This is a genomic window from Aliidiomarina maris (genome assembly GCF_003987335.1).
Lineage (GTDB): Bacteria > Pseudomonadota > Gammaproteobacteria > Enterobacterales > Alteromonadaceae > Aliidiomarina > Aliidiomarina maris.
In genome coordinates this window covers 1-17,040 of sequence record NZ_PIPK01000008.1, presented here as the reverse complement: position 1 = coordinate 17,040, position 17,040 = coordinate 1, and the positions used below count along the sequence as shown (strand labels likewise).

Below are 17,040 nucleotides of genomic sequence, written 5' to 3'. Positions count from 1 at the left end.
ATTAACGGCACGATGAGAATTTCATTATCACCACAGGGCAGCATGTCCTTATTGTCACAGCTTGAGATCGAACGCTTACAAGCGTCTTCGAACAGCCCACTGTATACTCTATTTCGTAACTGCGTATTGGCGGTGCTAAATGTTGGTAGCCTAACCGACAACAGCGCTGATATTTTTGAACAGTACAAAGACTTTGAAGTGATTGTCCTACGTCGCGAACGCGGCGTTAAGTTAGAGCTGATTAACCCACCGCCCAAGGCGTTTGTAGACGGTGAGCTGATTGTGGGTATTCGTGAACACGTCGAAGCAGTGCTGCGCGATATTTTATATGTAGGTGAGCGCTACCCAGCTGAAGTGCTGGATAAGATGTCACCGCAGCACCTTACCCATGTCATTTTTGACGTGTTGCGCAATGCGCAGGTATTAAAACAAATTGCTGAGCCTGACATGGTCGTGGCTTGGGGCGGTCATTCGATTAATGACGCCGAGTATAAATACAGTAAAGAAGTTGGCTACCAGCTTGGTTTACGCGGCTTCAATATCTGTACAGGTTGTGGACCTGGGGCGATGAAAGGCCCTATGAAAGGTGCCACCATTGGGCATGCGAAACAGCGTATCGCAAATGGGCGCTATTTCGGTCTTACTGAGCCAGGCATTATTGCCGCTGAGCCACCGAATCCGATTGTCAATGAGCTGGTGATTATGCCGGACATCGAGAAACGCTTAGAAGCCTTTGTGCGCTGTGGTCACAGTATTATTATCTTCCCAGGCGGAGCGGGTACAGCCGAAGAGCTGCTCTACATTTTGGGCATCCTGATGCACCCGAAAAACAAAGAGCAGCAATTGCCAATCGTGTTAACTGGCCCGGAAAGCAGCCGCCAGTACTTTACTGATTTGGACCGTTTTATTCGCATGACCTTAGGCGACGAGGCCACCCGTTGGTACGATATTATTATCAATGACCCTGAGCGCGTCGCCCAGCATTTGCAAACAGGCATGGCAGCAGTAAAACGCTACCGTCGCGAAAGCGGTGATGCCTACAACTTCAACTGGACGTTGCATATCGAAGAACCGTTCCAGCATCCTTTTGTGCCAACGCACGAGAATGTTGCCAACCTTAAATTGCATCGCGATCAACCAAAAGAGCAGCTAGCCGCTGACTTGCGCCGTGCATTTTCATCTATCGTTGCGGGTAATGTGAAAGCACCGGGTGTGGCTGCGATTAAAAAGCATGGTCCTTATTTAATCCACGGTGAACTGGAGCTGATGCGTGAACTTGACACCCTGCTGCAGTCATTTGTTGAACAGCATCGCATGAAGTTGCCGGGTGGTACCGCGTACGAACCTTGTTACCGCGTGGTTAAAGACTAGTAAAGCGAGGTTTGTAAGTGGCTAAAGCGCTAAAAATTGTATTGGCTGGCTTTGCGGTTTATGCAGTTGTAGCTTTTGCTATTTTACAAACCTATACCGCCAACCCTGAAAGTTTAAGCTGGCAAGAGCGAGAGATATTTAATCGCAAGTATATCTCTCGCTTAGAGCTCGGTGAACGCAAAGAATCAGTACTGCGCTTACTTGGGCCGCCCGACATCAGTGAAGCACATGAAAGTGATCAGGGCGATATTCTCGTGTTATTTTACCGCACCCAACATGTGCGCTCCGACGGCATGACCACACGTGACGAAACGACGCCATTGATATTCCGTGAAGATCGCTTACTTGCTTGGGGCGAATCAGCCTATACAAGGCACGTAGGCGAGCCTTTACGCCCTACTCCTTGAGTAGCCAGCCCAATGACGCAACCTGAGCATCTGAAACTATTAGAGGACGCTGACGACGGTTTTCCTGTCAGTCTGCATGGGCTTAACCAACGCCCGTGGCAATATGCGTTATTTAGCCACGCAGCTCGACTATACCCATTTGCCGCCGCGTATCTACATCATCAAATTGAAGCACTGGTCAACCAAGACACCAAGCAACTGCATACCTTAGCAAAGTGTTGCCAGTATCTTGCTGCTTTTCGTCATGACCCTGCACAGCTGCACCAAGCACTGCGCCGCCTGCATTCGCGCGCCGTGTTCAGTCAAGCGGTCGAGTATATTTCACGGGCATTCATCAATGACCGTGCCTTACGTGTTTTACGCCAAGCCTTAGTCAATCACCCTGACGCTGCGACGCTGGATAGCGCGGAGTTAGTCCGTGAATGGCAGTTGCCCTACCCGATTCAGCGTCACACTCAACCAGTCCCAGCAAGCCTGATGCGGGCATTGTTGCAATGGCCACAGCACGATAACCTGCTGCCTAAAGTGATCTCACGGATTCAAGCCTTGCCTGCTTTGAGTGACGCGCTATCACGCCAAGCAACCTTGTATACGCCCCAAGGCAAAACCTTGGACGTCAAATCGGCCCTGTTACTCCTGGGCCCGCAACGCAGCCGGGAATTGGTGCTACTTGCGCACTTTGAAACCAGTTTAATTCAACCGGTGTTTCCACTCCGTCAAGACCTGCTGGAACGGCGCCGTTTAATTGTGCAATGTTTATACTTATTTGAGCAGCGTTACGGCGTTGTATGGCCAGTTCGCCGCGAATTACTGGGCTATCTTCTGATTTACGATGCTTGGCGTGCCCCCGCATGGGCCAAAGCCGTTAGTTGGCAGCCTTCACGCCAACGCAATCTGTGCACCCTAGATAGCTGGCTTGGCTTTGCCCCTCGTCACCAACATCGGGTAGCAAGCCGCTTGGTCAAATATTGGCAGCTGCCTGCTGAGTTATCTAAGCTGATGCGACTACAGCATAGTGATAAGCAGCTCAACGCTGCCTTAGCACTAAGTATCGCCAGTGTCAGCGTGCTTAACGCAGGCATAGATATTCAGCAGGTGAATGCCCACCATTCCAAGGCTAGTCAGTTGCTGGCTGGTTTATATCGCTCACTCGCTCCTGGTTTAAGTCCAGAAGACGCCCTGTCTAGCTTTCTGGCGCTTTGCCAACAAGCCGCCTGCGCCGCAGGTAGCCACTCGCAATTGCCTGCCAAGGTGCGACCTTAGTCGAAGCTAGGTGGCGATAAAGCGCCGAAATATGGTATAAATCGCGCGATTCGTCCTATAGTTAAGAGCATTACGTTCAATCCAGACACATAGTGCTGCAGTCAAGTTACAAAGGAAGCCTCATGAGCAGAAAAATTACCGTTATCCCTGGCGACGGCATTGGCCCAGATATCATTCAGTCAGCAATTCAGATTCTCGATAAAGCGGGTTGCGATTTTGAGTACGAATATGCCGATGCAGGCTTGATTGCGTTGGAAAAGCACGGCGAGTTATTGCCAGAAAGTACCTTAGCTGCGATTGAAAACAACGGCGTGACCTTAAAGGGGCCACTGACTACACCTGTGGGCGGCGGTTTTACCTCAATTAACGTCACCTTGCGTAAGCACTTTGGCTTGTACGCCAATGTACGCCCAGTCAATTCGTTTAAAGGCACGCAAGCACGTTACGACAATATCGACATCATTACTATCCGCGAAAACACCGAAGGCATGTATTCTGGCTTGGGTCAGACCACGAAGGCTGACGGTAGTGAAGCAGAAGCGAAGAGCCGCGTGACCCGCATTGGTTGTGAACGCATTGTGCGCTTCGCTTACGAGTTAGCGTGTCGTGAAGGCCGCAAAAAAGTGACCGCTGTACACAAAGCTAATATCTTGAAATCGACGTCAGGTTTGTTCTTGAGCGTGGCACGTGAAATCGGTAAAGAGTACGACGACATTGAATCCGATGAGATGATTGTCGACGCAACGTGCATGAAGTTAGTCATGGATCCTGCGCAGTTTGACGTGATCGTCACCACCAACCTGTTTGGTGACATCGTCTCTGACCTTTGTGCCGGTTTAGTCGGTGGCTTAGGTATGGCGCCGGGCGCTAACATTGGTGAAAAGTGCGCTATTTTTGAAGCCGTGCATGGTTCAGCACCAGACATCGCTGGCAAAAATCTGGCTAACCCGAGCTCCGTTATTTTGGCATCTATTCAAATGCTTGAGCACTTGGAAATGCAAGACACCGCTGAGAAAATTCGTAACGCCCTGCGTGACGTGATTGAAAGTGGCGACCGTACTACCCGCGATTTGGGCGGCAGCCATGGCACCACCGACTTTACCCAAGCGATTCTCGATCGCCTGTAACAGCCATACACCGGTGACCTACATAGGTGACCTACCGAACCAAAAACAGCAGGCTCAGCCTGCTGTTTTTTTTGGTGCGTCTTATACGTCGCGAATATTAACTACGTTCTGTGATCCGCAGGTACACAGTGACCTCTTCACGATCATGATATAAGTGCTTAGCCGACAAATCATAATGCCGAATTTCCGCTTCTGCCAGGCGATCACGCAAGGCTTGCATGTACTGTTGTAATGCCTGATAGCGTTTCTTCATCGGTAATTTAAGGTTGAACATGGCTTGGCGACAATACCCTTCAATAAACCAATCTGCCATTAGATGGGTCACTTTCACCGGCTTTTCCACCATGTCACAAACCAGCCACTCAATATTGCGACGTTTAGGGCGAAACACAAAACCGTCTTCTCGATGGTGCTTAACCTGCCCAGTTTGCATTAAAGCCTCATCCATAGCGCCATTGTCGACGGCTTCTACCATCATACCCTGCTGCACCAGCACTGCTGTCCAACCACCTGGACAGGCACCTAAATCAACCGCGCGCATGCCTGAGGTAACCCGGCGCGCCAGCTCTTCCGGCGCAATCATGGTTTTGAACGCTTCCGCTAACTTAGAAGCCGAGCGACTTGGTGCACCTTTTGGCGTCCGAATTCGCGGGATGCCCATCGGATACGGCGCGTGATTATAGGTGTACGAATACCCAAGCATGACCGAGTGGGTGCTTCTAAATAACACGTGTAGCGCAGGGCGGCGTTCGCTGTCTTGTTCAGTCAACATGCCGATGCCCCGCAAGGCTTTACGCAGTGGCGTGCTAATGCTCTTGGCTAATGCTGACAACTGACGCCCTTCATTGGTGTCGGTGGTTTCAACCCACAACTCGCCACATAATGGGCGCTGCTCTTCTGGTAACGACTCGATGGCCGCGAGCATCGGGGTAATCCGATCATCCAGCGCCAATTCATTACATTCCGCCATGCGCACGAATAGCTGGCGTGCAAACACTAAACTGCGCACTGACACTTTACGCGCAATGTGATCTGCTTCTTCAGGCATGCAATGGTAAGTCACTAAACCGCTATCAGTCTGTGCCTTACAGTACCCATAAATTCCCAGCGCAGACGCACGGTCCTGAATTTCAGCCGCACATTCACCTTCAAAACCGGGGCGACAATATAAAACTACTGCGCTCATATACTTCCTAATTAATTTGCTCGGCGCTTACAAGGCCCCAAGTTGACGATACAACTGCCAACCTGCGAGCGCTAAGCTAACCCAGCCAATGATAAAACATAAGCCACCTAACGGAGTGACCGGACCAAGCCAGCGCCACTGCGCCAAGCTTAGGCCATATAAACTGCCACTAAATAACAAAATACCTAGTAGCCATGCAAACCCTGCAACATACAGAGCAGTCAAGTTGACTTGATTCGACAACACCGCGTGGGTCGACAACGCAAAGAGTAGAATGCCCACCCCGAATAGCGCGATTGCATGCATAAATTGGTAATGCACTGCAGTTTTAAACACCTCTATGCTGGCGTCGCTCAGGCGCCCTTGGAGACCGTGGGCTGCAAACGCGCCCAACGCAACGCTGAGGGCGGCAATCATAGCGGCTATTGATATAAAGATAAACGCCATTCTGGGTCCTTAATAAAATGGGCAACTTGTAACGCAATTAAATACCAGCTTTGTTGCGCTGTGATTTGGCTCGATTTGAGTGGCACCAGATCGTGATCAGCAGCCGGAACCCAGTGAGTATACAGATTACTCGGCAACGACTGGGTCGCCACAAATTCGCGATGACCTAGTGCGTCCCGTTCACCCTGAACAACTAAATTGTGCGCACGTTGATTGGCTAATTCATGGGTTCGGATTCTGTCTGGCTTGGCGGCGGGATGAAACGGAAAGCCCAAGCCAATGCAGCCTTCAACTTCAAGCGCATCAGCCACTTGAAAAGCAACCCGTGCGCCCATCGACTTTCCCATTAACCATAGCGACCGATTCGGTTGCTGTTGCTTAATTGTGCTTACCACAGACGCTAGTTCTTGTTGCAATTTAGGTTGTCGGCTCGGTGGACGTTTGCGTTGTTGGATGCGCACCTGACTCATATATTCGAACTCAAACCTGAACACACCAATGCCTTCAGCAACTAAGTGATGGCTGATAGCCTGCATAAACTCACTTTGTGGCCCCGCACCAGCGCCGTGAGTAAAAATCACCAGAGGCCCGTCATCGGGCCCCTCCAACTGCTGCCAAATAGGGTCTGAAGCAAACTCCATAACTTAACTCAACTGGCGCTCTGCGTGCGCTTTGACGATAGGGCTTGCGGCCTCTTCCTCTTGCACCACTTGCAACAGCCATTGCCGGAACGTGGCAATTTTCCCAATCTCCGCTTGCGATTCACGGCACACTAAATGAAAGGCATCACTGGTCGGCAGGACTTTATCAAACAGTTGCACCAAGTGACCGCTGTCGAGCTCAGGTTTAGCTAGCACGCTATTCGCAAGGGCGACGCCTTGGCCATGTACCGCCGCTTTAAGCGATAACGATGAGTGACTAAACACCGGCCCTTGGATCCGCGCCGGCGGTTCTAATTCAGCAAGTCGGAACCAGTCATTCCACGCATTCCTGGTTTCTTCATGCAGCAACGTGTGCTGCAACACGTCAGCTGGGCTCGCCAATGGCTTGGGCCCATCTAACAACCGCGGCGAACACACCGGGATAAGGTATTCATGATGCAATTTATAACTTTTTAAACCGGGCCAGTTGCCACGCCCATAATAAATAGCAATATCGATATTGTCGGTTAACGACCCTGAAATGTCGTCTACAGCCTTAATACGCACGTCAATGTCAGGAAACTTGTCATGGAATTCGCTTAAACGCGGCACCATCCAAAGAATCGCAAAACTTGGTGGCACACTAACGGTCAGTGAACCGCGCTCACCTGAGAGCATTAATTTATTGGTCGCTTGGGTTAACTGCTCCAGAATCGACTTAATATCCAGATAGTAGTTTTGTCCGGCTTCTGTGAGTAATAAGCTGCGGTTGCGGCGTAAAAAGAGCGGCATCGAAACATAATCTTCCAATGCTTTCACCTGGTGGCTCACCGCTGCCTGGGTCACGAACAGCTCTTCTGCGGCCTTAGTAAAACTGAGATGACGCGCCGCAGCTTCAAACGACTTTAGGGCATTTAACGGAGGTAATTTACGCATAAGAAAAGTTAGCCTCGACAAGGTAAACCTATGTATGCGATGGGGCATCACTGCTGACTATCGCATACGGTAACACGCCTTATCTATACAACGTGCGAACCAATATTCTCGATCAGCATACAGAAACTAATCCGAGATGCCAATCCAGATAATCCAGACTACCCCCTTTGCGGCTCGGCTGCAGACAAAAAAGCCACCCTAAGGTGGCTTCATTAAGTGCCTGATGAATTACAGACGGACACCGCCGTCAATTTCAATCACGCGGCCTGAGAAAAAGTCATTCTCAATAATGTAGCGCGCGGAATCTGCGACTTCTTCAGGCTGTCCCCAGCGTCGCAATGGTACCATCGCCAGCGCGCGCTCGACGGCTTCAGGCTTCATGGCTTGGGTCATTGGCGTTTCAATAAACCCTGGGGCAATCGCGCCACAGCGAATGCCAAAGCGGCCAAGCTCTCGTGCCCAAGTTACGGTCATCGCCACGACGCCAGCTTTAGTCGCTGCGTAATTGGTTTGGCCAATATTTCCAGCGCGTGCGACACTCGAAATATTAATAATGACGCCGCCTTTTTCATGCTTGGCCATAATGGCCGAGGCTTCACGGCCACATAAAAAGGTACCGGTTAAGTTAACATCAATCACCGACTGCCATTGCTGAAGCGGCATTTTGTGGGTCAATTCGCCATTTTTATATTTAATCAACATGCCGTCACGCAATATGCCAGCATTGTTAATCAACACATCAATGCCATTAAAATCGCTGTCGATTTGACTAAACGTTGCTTCTACCGCACTTTCATCGGTTACGTTGGTGACATAGCTGCGTACATCAGCCGCGCCTTGGCGTTGGCAACTTGCCACAGCATCCGCTAATACCGCTTCGTTCATGTCAATCAGCGCTAAGCGTGCACCTGCCGCAGCAAAATGCTCCGCCATCGCCAAACCAAGCCCCTGGGCACCACCGGTGATGACGATAACGCTCTGTTTAATTTGCATATTTACTTCCTTAACCTATTGATTGAGCTTGGTGTCAAAGTAATTGAAAATACTTGAAAAGTCCTTCCCACCGAAGCCGTCTTGACTATGCTGTTGGTAAAGTGACTGCGCCATTTCACCTAACGGGGTGCGTGCTTCCACCGCTTGCGCAGTATCCATTGCAAGGCCCAAGTCTTTGGCCATTAAATCCACCTGAAACCCGCCCGCATAATTATTACTTGAAGGCACACCTTCCATCACATAAGGGCACGGGTTATAAACTTCCAGCGTCCAATTGCGACCCGAGCTCTGTAGCATAATTTGCGACAATACTTTCGGGTCCAAACCATTCGCACGACCTAACTGAAGCGCTTCCGAAGTCCCTGCCATTAAAATAGCCAACAACATATTGTTGCATATTTTGGCCACTTGGCCGGCACCATGGTCGCCTGCACGAAATACGTTCTTACCCATATTGCCAAGCACCGCACGGGCTTCTTCAATATCCGCTGCATCGCCACCACAAATAAAGGTTAACGTCGCCGCTTTGGCACCTGCGGTACCACCAGACACTGGCGCATCAATAAAACGCACGCCCTGCTTATTCAAAGTGACCGCGAGGTCGCGAGCCGTTTGCGCATCTATGGTGCTGCTGTCGATCACCAAGGTTTGACTGTCGATATGTTCGGCAATACCTTGTTCGCCTAAATACAGGCTTTGTACGTGCTTTGACGCAGGCAACATTGAGACCACAAATTCGACATCTGCAACCGCCGCTTTGGCGCTATCAGCAACCTTGGCGCCAGCTTGCTCTAAGCGCGCGAGCGCCTCGGCCGAGAGATCAAACACTTTAACGTCATGACCCGCTTTGACCAAGTTCTCGGCCATTGGGCCGCCCATATTACCTAAACCAATAAATCCTACCTTCGCCATCATCTTATCCTTTTGCTAAATCAGCCAGTGGGTGCGCATCCGCCGACCATGGTGACACGAACATCTCGTCTACCGCTTCAGCTGGGACCTCGGCCACGCTTGGGTAATGCCACTTAGGCTGCTGGTCTTTATCAATTAACAGAGCTCGAATACCTTCCGCGAAATCACCCTTCACCGCGCAATTGACCGATAACGTAAGCTCCATTTGGAAACACTCGGCCAAGCTCAGCTCAGTACCGCATTGCAATTGCGCCCACACGATATGCGCTGTCATCGGGCAGCCTTGGCGTAAATTCTTTTGCGCGCGCTGTAACCACACATCATCGCCTGCGTTTAAGGCTAAGATATTAGCCACCACGGTTTCAACGTCTTGTCCTTGCAGCGCTGCAACCAACTCAGTATGACGTGCTTTCAAGCCGCTGCGCGGCAATTCAGAACGGCCTGCTTGCTCAATGGACTGCAATGCATCGCTCAGCTTTTGTCGATTTAATGCTGGGGTATCACCCCACTCTAAGCTCTGCAACTGCGCAAGCACGTCCGGCTTGTTCGAGCTGGGAACGAAGTAATCAGCCAGTTGCACATGCAACGCATCGCTTGCGTTCATTTGCGCGCCGGTCAAGCCCAAAAACAGGCCTAAACCATCGGTTAAGCGGTTTAAAAAGTAAGTGCCGCCTACATCAGGGTATAACCCAATACTTACTTCTGGCATGGCTAAACGTGACGTTTCAGTGACGATACGGTGTGACGCACCGTTCATCAAACCCATGCCACCGCCCATCACAAAGCCACTCCCCCACACCACAAAAGGTTTCGGGAATGTCTGAATCAAATAATCCAGACGATATTCACGGGTAAAGAAGTCTTCGACTTCGCTCACGACCTTACCAGGACGCTGCTGCATCGCTTTATACATAGCAACGATGTCGCCGCCTGCACAAAACGCTTTCTCGCCCGCGCCTTGTAACCAGACACACACGACTTGCGGGTCGTCCCGCCATTGCTGCAGCTTTGGTTCCAGTAGCGCTACCATATCTAAACTCAGAGCGTTTAGTGAACGCTCTGAGTTCAAGGTCGCAACGCCAATAGTCTTACCGTTGTCTGTTGCTAAGCTGGAAAATTCCACCACTTCCATGCTTGTCTCCCTGTTGTTCGTGCAAAATGACCAGTGCTTACACGAGTTCCGCAGCACCATCAGCGAGTAACCGGCGCGCTATAATCAGGCGCATGATCTCGTTGGTACCTTCCAGAATTTGATGTACCCGCACATCGCGCACGTGACGCTCTAACGGATACTCTTTAATGTAGCCGTAACCGCCATGAATTTGTAATGCTTGGTCACACACTTGAAAACCAACGTCAGTCGCAAAACGCTTCGCCATCGCACAATACGCCGTTTTGTCGGCGTCGTTGGTGTCGACCTTAAACGCCGCTAAACGCACCATTTGACGCGCCGCGACTAAATCGGTCGCCATATCTGCGAGCTTGAATTGCAACGCCTGGAACGCCGCCAACGGCTTACCAAATTGATTGCGCTCGTGCATGTAGTCACGCGCCGTGTTAAGCGCCGCCTGAGCGGTACCAACTGAACACACCGCAATGTTAATACGGCCCCCGTCCAAGCCCATCATTGCAAATTTAAAGCCTTCACCTTCCACGCCCAGTAAGTTTGCCGCTGGAATGCGAACATCTTCAAAGGTCACTAAGCGCGTAGGCTGCGCGTTCCAGCCCATCTTTTCTTCGGCTTTACCATAATGAATACCCGCTGCGTCAGCCGGTACAACAAACGCCGACACACCTGCTGCACCCTCGCCGCCTGTGCGCGCCATGACCACAAGTACGTCCGTAGAACCGGCGCCTGAAATAAACATTTTCGAGCCATTGATCACGTACTCATCACCGTCTTTTTTGGCACTGGTACGCAAGCTGGCGGCGTCTGAACCCGCACCAGGCTCAGTCAAGCAATAGGAGCCCAGTTTCTGACCCGCCACCAAGTCTTCCACCCAAGTATCAATTACCTCTTGGGTGGCGAATGAGCCAATCATCCAAGTGACCATATTGTGAATGGTCATCATTGCGGTAGTAGCCGTACAGCCCATTGCCAGCTGTTCGAATATAAGCGCAGCGTCTAAGCGGCTCATACCGAAGCCACCGGCGCTTTCTGGGGTATACATGCCCATAAAGCCCATCTCGCCAGCTTTGCGAAATACGTCTACAGGAAAGTGATGCTCTTGGTCCCAGCGCCCTGCATGGGGTGCCATTTCCTTCTCTGCGAAGGCGCGTGCCGTGTCGACAAAAGCTTGTTGGTCGTCAGTTAAATTATAATTCACGATCCACCTCGGTTACTTCAGTTCAATGGTCATATTCGGGCCGCTGACGAGGTCAGTCTCTGGCCAACGTGCAGTAATAGTTTTAGTTTCGCTGTAAAAACGCACCGCTTGCTTACCATAAGCATGCAAGTCACCAAAGAACGAGTTTTTCCAACCGGTGAAAGAGAAAAACGGCAGCGGTACAGGAATTGGTACGTTAATACCCACTTGGCCGACTTCAATTTCATGCTGATATTTGCGCGCAGCCGCACCGCTCGCAGTAAAGATAGACGTACCATTGCCATATGGGTTGGCATTGACCAACGCAATCGCATCGGGCAGCGTTTCAACTTCCATAGTGCATAGCACTGGGCCAAAAATTTCTTGCTGATAAATTTGCATGTCAGTGGTGACTTTGCCAAATACGGTAGGGCCAACCCAGTTGCCGTCAGGGAAGCCTTCCACCACGCAATTCGAACCGTCGACTAAGCACTCAGCGCCTTCATCTTTACCTTGCTGGATCATTTTTAACACCCGCTCTTTAGCTTGTGGTGAAATTAACGGTCCATAAGCGGCGTCTTTATCGTCCCATGCGCCAGGGTGAACTTTAGCCAACGCAGCCGCAAGATCAGGGATCCACTCTTTGGCTTTACCTACAAAGACTGCGCAAGAAATTGCCATACAACGCTGACCTGCCGCACCCACTGACGCGCCGACCAAGTTATTAATTACTTGCTGCTTATTGGCGTCAGGCATAATCACACAATGGTTCTTTGCACCTGCAAATGCTTGCACGCGTTTCATGTTTTCAGTGCCGCGACGATAAATATATTGACCCACAGGCACCGAACCAACGAACGACAATGCACGCACGTCTGGATGGTCAAGCAACATATCCACTTGGTCTTTACCGCCATGAATCATCTGCAGCACGCCCTTTGGAGCACCCGCCTGCTCAAATAATTCCACTAAACGCGTGGGCGTTAATGGGTCTTGCTCTGAAGGCTTCAAGATAAAAGTGTTACCGCAAGCAATCGCTAACGGGAACATCCAAAGTGGGATCATCGCTGGGAAGTTGAACGGCGTAATACCTGCACATACACCCAAGGGCTGAGTATAACTATAGGTGTCGATTCCACGTGCCACGTTTTCAACGGTTTCGCCCATCAGTAGCGAAGGAATGTTAGCCGCATGCTCAACCACTTCGATACCGCGCCACACATCGCCTTTGGCGTCATCGAAAGTCTTTCCTGTTTCACCCGCAAGAATCGTAGCAATTTCATCGTGATGCTCTTTCAATAGCGCTTGGTAGCGCATCATGACGCGCGCGCGTTCAGACACTGGGGTTTCTTTCCAATCCTGAAATACCGCTTTTGCGTTGGCAATCGCTTGATGAACTTCTTGCTCAGTTGCACAAGGTACTTGGGCAATCACTTCTTGTGTTGCAGGGTTCGTCACCGGAATCATTTGCTCACTGGCGGAATCTACGAATTCGCCACCAATGTACAGTTGAACTTGCTTAGCCATAATCTACCTACTTGTTGTTAAGGGTATGTTTATCTATGCCCTGCATTAAATCAGAGCAAGTAAAACTTTAGAATCGATAAAATTGGTCTTATAATGGACAAAATTGTTTTTCTTGGTGCTTTATGAGTCAACCTTCAAGTTGGCCGCTACCGCCAGGTAGCTCACGCTTGCTATTGCCGCAAACGACGATTGAACGTTTAGAGCAGCATCCGCTCAGTCGCCAGCTTTATCCAGTTTCCTATGGCCATTACTTACATGCCACAGGGCATCGTATTCGGCGTACCCTGCATACGGACCATTTACTTATTTTCTGCCACCAAGGCAGCGGGCGCTTTCAGACCCCGCACCATAAAGGCACCTTACAAGCTGGGCAAATGCTGTTTTTGCGTCGTGGTTTGGCTCACTCTTATCAGGCCAGCCCCCAGGCGCCGTGGAGCATTTACTGGGCGCACTTTGCTGGGGAACTCATCGACCAATACATGCAATATATCGGCATTGAAGAAAATAGTAGTGCGCCCGTGGTTCAGCTTGCCAACTGGCGTGCACTATTGCCCGACGTGACGCAGTTGCTTAACTTGCAACACAAACGACTCACCACCGAACGCGCTTTGCTTGCCGCTAACTTATTACAAAAGCTGTTGATTCAACTCCCTGCCATGCGGGCTGATAAGCAACCGAAACAGGTGGATTTTTCACTGACAACCTTAGAACGCTTCATGTCAGATAATATGCACCGTCATTTGGAGTTGCAGGATTTTGCCCAGTTTGCCGGCCTATCGACTTTTCACTTTAGTAAGAAATTTCGCCTGCTGACGGGAACTAGCCCAATGCGCTACTTTAATCAGTTGAAAGTACACGAAGCTCAACGCATGCTGCTGGAAACTAACCATACGGTGCGTCAAATCGGGCACACACTGGGCTTTGACGACGCCTATTATTTCTCTCGCTTATTTAAAAAGTTTACTGGTGTCTCTCCGATTCAATTCCGGCGCAAGGAGGCACTCAATGGCGCATGATCAGTTAGAGATGTTTAGCCTTCCCAATCCGTGTGTTGGGGTATGTGAGTCAAATCGCTTTGGCTACTGCAAAGGTTGTCTACGTTCGCGCGAAGAGCGCTTTAATTGGCATGCCAAAACCGAGCCAGAGCAACGCCAAATATTGACATTATTGGGTAAGCGCCGAACTCGCTTACTCAAACAAGTGCGCCAACAAAGTGGCGAGGAATCAACACAGCTGAATCATCAGACTCCAACTCAGAAACATTTATTTGACGAATTTAACGAATCTTAATATAGCCCTTAAGTATGATTAAGACATTTTTTAAACATTGATTTTTAACTTAAACCTTCCGACTTAATGAGTAATTAAATGCTAGTACTTTGGTTAATAACTTTGCTCTGGGCACTCAGCTTTTCTTTAATTGGGATTTATTTAGCTGCGGATGTGGATGCCTATATTGCCGTACTAATCCGCATGCTTTTGGCCACCCTACTTTTAACGCCTTTTTTAAAGCTGCGCGGCCTACAACCTAGCTACGCGGTCAAACTGATGCTAATTGGCTCAGTACAGGTAGGCGTGATGTATATCTTTTTGTATCACGCATTTAATTATCTGACGGTTGCAGAAGTGTTGCTTTTTACTATATTTACGCCGTTGTATATCACCCTTTTGGATGAGGTCGTCATTAATCGCAAGCCGATTCCAGCATCGTGGTGGCTGGCGGCGGGGCTTTCCGTAGCGGGTGCAGCTGTGATTCGTTTCACTCAGCCTAGCGTCGACTTTTGGACAGGTTTCTGGCTGATTCAGGCCGCGAACCTATGTTTTGCTGCTGGACAAGTGGCGTATAAGCGACTAACAGTAGGTGATAAGCGCCAACAAATAAGCCATTACGCTTTATTTTTTTGCGGCGCCTTAATCGTTAGCGCACTGGCTAGCGCAGCGTTTGCTGACTGGCAGCGTGTCCCCACGACAGCTACCCATTGGGCTGTATTGGTATGGCTGGGAGTGGTCGCTTCGGGCGTGGGCTATTTAGCGTGGAGCATTGCAAGTAAGCAGGTCAATATTGCACAGCTTGCAAGTATGAATAACATGTTAATTCCCGCGGGCTTACTGATTAACTTTGCATTTTGGGGGCAGGATGTAAATTGGCCTCAGCTGCTCTTAGGTGCGGGTGTGATTACCCTCGGCGTTGGTCTTGCAAGTATGTCACCAGCGCAACTTGGAAAGGTTAAAATTAAGGCCTTCGACATTTTTAAACGTTAAAAGTTTTATCTTCATCTGTGTAAAGTAGGTAAGTACTCAATTTAACAGAAAAAATTTTAGTAAAAATAGTGCAAACAGATTTTTAATTTTAAATTTTTAGACTAAACTGCTTTCAGTACAGGGAGTAACACATGTCCTGTTTAATTAAGTTTGAATAAGCATAAGGAAGATACCATGCGTACTTTGTTCGTAAAAACAACTGCTATTTCTGCTGCTGTGCTGATGGGCTTGGCTAGCACTGCCGCACTCGCTCAGTCTCAAAGCGATGAGCATACTTATTTCGGTGTGCGCTTGGGCTTAGCAAATTCTGACAGCGACCGTTTCATCAATATCGGTGGCACCGCATTCGATTATGACAGCGGCTTCGCTCACACTGCTTACGGTTTGCAACTGGGTCACCGTTTCGGTAACGGTTGGGAAATCCGCAGCTACTACGACCGTCTGCGCACTGACGTAGTTGGCGCTAGTAACGACAGCGGTTACATGTTTGGTGCTGACGGTTTATATAATTTCCGTAACGGTATTTATTTAGGTGCTGGTATTAACAGCACTGAGTATAACAACGAATCAGACCGTTTCTTACGTGGTACGGTTGGTTATTCACTGCCGTTTGCTGATCGTTGGAATGCACGTGTTGAATATGCGTATCAAACGTCTAGCGACTTTGACGACCAATACTTAGGTTTGTCATTGAACTATGCGTTCGGTATGGCGTCGACTCGCACAGAAGCGCGTCAAGAACCAACACAAACTGCACCAACTCAAGATCAAACACGTGACAGTGATGGCGACGGTGTTCCAGATTACCGTGACCAGTGCCCTAACACGCCGCGTGGACACGTGGTAGATGACGAAGGCTGTTCAGTGATGGTTGAGCAAAACATCCGTCACGAGCTAGTAGTTAACTTTGCGTTTGATTCTTCAGACGTACAAAGCCGCTTCTACGGTGACATCGAAGAGTTAGCGCAAATGATGCGTGAGCACAGCGATGTTTCAATCGAAATCGGTGGCCACACTGACTTGATCGGTCCAGCTGACTACAACCAGAACTTGTCTGAGCGTCGTGCTCAAGCAGTGAAAGATGTATTAGTTAACCGCTTCAACATCAGCGCTGACCGCATCTCAACTCGTGGCTACGGTATGCGTCGCCCAGTGGTTGACGAAGTAAGCTTAGAAGCGAACCCGCGCAACCGTCGTATCGAAGCGACCTTGTCAACAACTGAAGAAGTTCCGTTGACTCGTGAAATGCAACGTCGCGGCTACTAATCAACATTGATTAGGCTTGAATAAACTTAAAAGCGAGGCTTATGCCTCGCTTTTTTTTGCTTGCTTTAAAGTCAAAGATTGAAATTCAGCATATTCCGCGTATTATAATTTATCTATAAAAATCAGTAACTTAGTATATTTTAACTATAACAAAAGGTAAATTATATGCAGCACGTTAGTCACGCACTGCGCGCTATACTCGTCACTGCCTGCTTGGCGCCTATCACCAGCTCATTTGCTGCTCTGGAATTACATCACCCATATGTCGGGGCCTTGTTGAACAAATAGTGGAACTTTCTCAGTTAGCGTTGATCAGATCGCCAAACCACGCTGATACTAGACACCGCAATGAGCAAAGCAAAATACCGAGTTAAAAACTGGTCTGAATACAACAAA

At 49.6% G+C, this 17,040-nt stretch carries 17 protein-coding genes; 8 read left to right on the top strand and 9 right to left on the bottom strand.

Annotated features, from left to right (window positions below; translation table 11 throughout):
- The first annotated feature begins 12 nt into the window (after positions 1-12).
- The 4 genes from ppnN to CWE07_RS09265 all read left to right on the top strand — a co-directional run bounded on the left by ppnN (position 13) and on the right by CWE07_RS09265 (position 4,168).
- The gene (gene ppnN / locus CWE07_RS09280; RefSeq protein ID WP_111569710.1) at positions 13-1,371 is read left to right on the top strand and encodes a nucleotide 5'-monophosphate nucleosidase PpnN; all 1,359 of its coding nucleotides are present in this window, start codon (positions 13-15) and stop codon (positions 1,369-1,371) included.
- A gap of 17 nt (positions 1,372-1,388) precedes the next feature.
- On the top strand, positions 1,389-1,778 hold the full coding sequence (locus CWE07_RS09275) for a DUF3192 domain-containing protein (RefSeq protein ID WP_111569711.1): 390 nt from the start codon (positions 1,389-1,391) through the stop codon (positions 1,776-1,778).
- A 12-nt stretch (positions 1,779-1,790) separates the two neighbouring features.
- Positions 1,791-3,041 (top strand): hypothetical protein, encoded by a 1,251-nt coding sequence (locus tag CWE07_RS09270; protein WP_111569712.1) that lies wholly within the window; start codon positions 1,791-1,793, stop codon positions 3,039-3,041.
- Positions 3,042-3,163: 122 nt separating this feature from the next.
- Positions 3,164-4,168, top strand: a complete 1,005-nt coding sequence (locus CWE07_RS09265) for an isocitrate dehydrogenase (RefSeq protein ID WP_111569713.1) — start codon at positions 3,164-3,166, stop codon at positions 4,166-4,168.
- Positions 4,169-4,265: 97 nt separating this feature from the next.
- Here the strand turns inward: CWE07_RS09265 and rlmM are convergent, their stop codons facing one another.
- From rlmM to CWE07_RS09220, 9 genes are all read right to left on the bottom strand, one after another.
- Positions 4,266-5,354: a 23S rRNA (cytidine(2498)-2'-O)-methyltransferase RlmM gene (rlmM, locus tag CWE07_RS09260; RefSeq protein ID WP_111569714.1), complete on the bottom strand. Its 1,089-nt coding sequence runs from the start codon at positions 5,352-5,354 to the stop codon at positions 4,266-4,268.
- Positions 5,355-5,381: 27 nt separating this feature from the next.
- Positions 5,382-5,801 (bottom strand): DUF423 domain-containing protein, encoded by a 420-nt coding sequence (locus CWE07_RS09255; protein WP_111569715.1) that lies wholly within the window; start codon positions 5,799-5,801, stop codon positions 5,382-5,384.
- Positions 5,777-6,442, bottom strand: a complete 666-nt coding sequence (locus CWE07_RS09250; protein ID WP_111569716.1) for an alpha/beta family hydrolase — start codon at positions 6,440-6,442, stop codon at positions 5,777-5,779. Before CWE07_RS09250 ends, CWE07_RS09255 begins: the two co-directional genes overlap by 25 nt.
- Before the next feature lie 3 nt (positions 6,443-6,445).
- Entirely contained in the window at positions 6,446-7,378 is a 933-nt protein-coding gene (locus CWE07_RS09245) for a transcriptional regulator GcvA (RefSeq protein ID WP_111569717.1), read from the bottom strand.
- Positions 7,379-7,606: 228 nt separating this feature from the next.
- Complete coding sequence (locus CWE07_RS09240) at positions 7,607-8,371, bottom strand: SDR family oxidoreductase (protein ID WP_111569718.1); 765 nt, start codon at positions 8,369-8,371, stop codon at positions 7,607-7,609.
- 15 nt (positions 8,372-8,386) lie between these two features.
- Entirely contained in the window at positions 8,387-9,283 is an 897-nt protein-coding gene (gene mmsB, locus CWE07_RS09235; RefSeq protein ID WP_111569734.1) for a 3-hydroxyisobutyrate dehydrogenase, read from the bottom strand.
- A gap of 4 nt (positions 9,284-9,287) precedes the next feature.
- Positions 9,288-10,415, bottom strand: a complete 1,128-nt coding sequence (locus CWE07_RS09230; protein WP_111569719.1) for an enoyl-CoA hydratase/isomerase family protein — start codon at positions 10,413-10,415, stop codon at positions 9,288-9,290.
- Between the two features lie 37 nt (positions 10,416-10,452).
- Positions 10,453-11,610 carry an acyl-CoA dehydrogenase family protein gene (locus CWE07_RS09225; protein ID WP_111569720.1) on the bottom strand — a complete coding sequence of 386 codons (1,158 nt, stop codon included), beginning with the start codon at positions 11,608-11,610 and terminating at the stop codon, positions 10,453-10,455.
- Positions 11,611-11,622: 12 nt separating this feature from the next.
- Complete coding sequence (locus tag CWE07_RS09220) at positions 11,623-13,116, bottom strand: CoA-acylating methylmalonate-semialdehyde dehydrogenase (protein ID WP_111569721.1); 1,494 nt, start codon at positions 13,114-13,116, stop codon at positions 11,623-11,625.
- 122 nt (positions 13,117-13,238) lie between these two features.
- Here CWE07_RS09220 and CWE07_RS09215 point away from each other — a divergent pair, with 122 nt between their 5' ends.
- The 4 genes from CWE07_RS09215 (at position 13,239) to CWE07_RS09200 (ending at position 16,644) form a co-directional block, all read left to right on the top strand.
- A complete protein-coding gene (locus CWE07_RS09215) occupies positions 13,239-14,132 on the top strand; it encodes a helix-turn-helix transcriptional regulator (RefSeq protein WP_111569722.1) in 894 nt (297 codons plus the stop codon).
- Complete coding sequence (locus CWE07_RS09210; protein WP_111569723.1) at positions 14,122-14,406, top strand: DUF1289 domain-containing protein; 285 nt, start codon at positions 14,122-14,124, stop codon at positions 14,404-14,406. The genes CWE07_RS09215 and CWE07_RS09210 overlap by 11 nt, the downstream gene beginning before the upstream one ends.
- Before the next feature lie 78 nt (positions 14,407-14,484).
- Positions 14,485-15,378: an EamA family transporter gene (locus CWE07_RS09205; RefSeq protein ID WP_111569724.1), complete on the top strand. Its 894-nt coding sequence runs from the start codon at positions 14,485-14,487 to the stop codon at positions 15,376-15,378.
- Between the two features lie 174 nt (positions 15,379-15,552).
- Complete coding sequence (locus CWE07_RS09200) at positions 15,553-16,644, top strand: OmpA family protein (protein WP_111569725.1); 1,092 nt, start codon at positions 15,553-15,555, stop codon at positions 16,642-16,644.
- Positions 16,645-17,040: the final 396 nt, after the last annotated feature.

What these genes read in the sequence shown, in the direction of transcription:
- CWE07_RS09200 (WP_111569725.1), top strand. Translation starts at nt 15,553, where the DNA reads ATGCGTACTTTGTTCGTAAAAACAACTGCTATTTCTGCTGCTGTGCTG.
- CWE07_RS09255 (WP_111569715.1), bottom strand. Translation starts at nt 5,801, where the DNA reads ATGGCGTTTATCTTTATATCAATAGCCGCTATGATTGCCGCCCTCAGC.
- mmsB (WP_111569734.1), bottom strand. Translation starts at nt 9,283, where the DNA reads ATGGCGAAGGTAGGATTTATTGGTTTAGGTAATATGGGCGGCCCAATG.
- CWE07_RS09245 (WP_111569717.1), bottom strand. Translation starts at nt 7,378, where the DNA reads ATGCGTAAATTACCTCCGTTAAATGCCCTAAAGTCGTTTGAAGCTGCG.
- CWE07_RS09265 (WP_111569713.1), top strand. Translation starts at nt 3,164, where the DNA reads ATGAGCAGAAAAATTACCGTTATCCCTGGCGACGGCATTGGCCCAGAT.
- rlmM (WP_111569714.1), bottom strand. Translation starts at nt 5,354, where the DNA reads ATGAGCGCAGTAGTTTTATATTGTCGCCCCGGTTTTGAAGGTGAATGT.
- CWE07_RS09230 (WP_111569719.1), bottom strand. Translation starts at nt 10,415, where the DNA reads ATGGAAGTGGTGGAATTTTCCAGCTTAGCAACAGACAACGGTAAGACT.
- CWE07_RS09250 (WP_111569716.1), bottom strand. Translation starts at nt 6,442, where the DNA reads ATGGAGTTTGCTTCAGACCCTATTTGGCAGCAGTTGGAGGGGCCCGAT.
- CWE07_RS09210 (WP_111569723.1), top strand. Translation starts at nt 14,122, where the DNA reads ATGGCGCATGATCAGTTAGAGATGTTTAGCCTTCCCAATCCGTGTGTT.
- CWE07_RS09215 (WP_111569722.1), top strand. Translation starts at nt 13,239, where the DNA reads ATGAGTCAACCTTCAAGTTGGCCGCTACCGCCAGGTAGCTCACGCTTG.
- CWE07_RS09205 (WP_111569724.1), top strand. Translation starts at nt 14,485, where the DNA reads ATGCTAGTACTTTGGTTAATAACTTTGCTCTGGGCACTCAGCTTTTCT.
- CWE07_RS09220 (WP_111569721.1), bottom strand. Translation starts at nt 13,116, where the DNA reads ATGGCTAAGCAAGTTCAACTGTACATTGGTGGCGAATTCGTAGATTCC.
- CWE07_RS09270 (WP_111569712.1), top strand. Translation starts at nt 1,791, where the DNA reads ATGACGCAACCTGAGCATCTGAAACTATTAGAGGACGCTGACGACGGT.
- ppnN (WP_111569710.1), top strand. Translation starts at nt 13, where the DNA reads ATGAGAATTTCATTATCACCACAGGGCAGCATGTCCTTATTGTCACAG.
- CWE07_RS09240 (WP_111569718.1), bottom strand. Translation starts at nt 8,371, where the DNA reads ATGCAAATTAAACAGAGCGTTATCGTCATCACCGGTGGTGCCCAGGGG.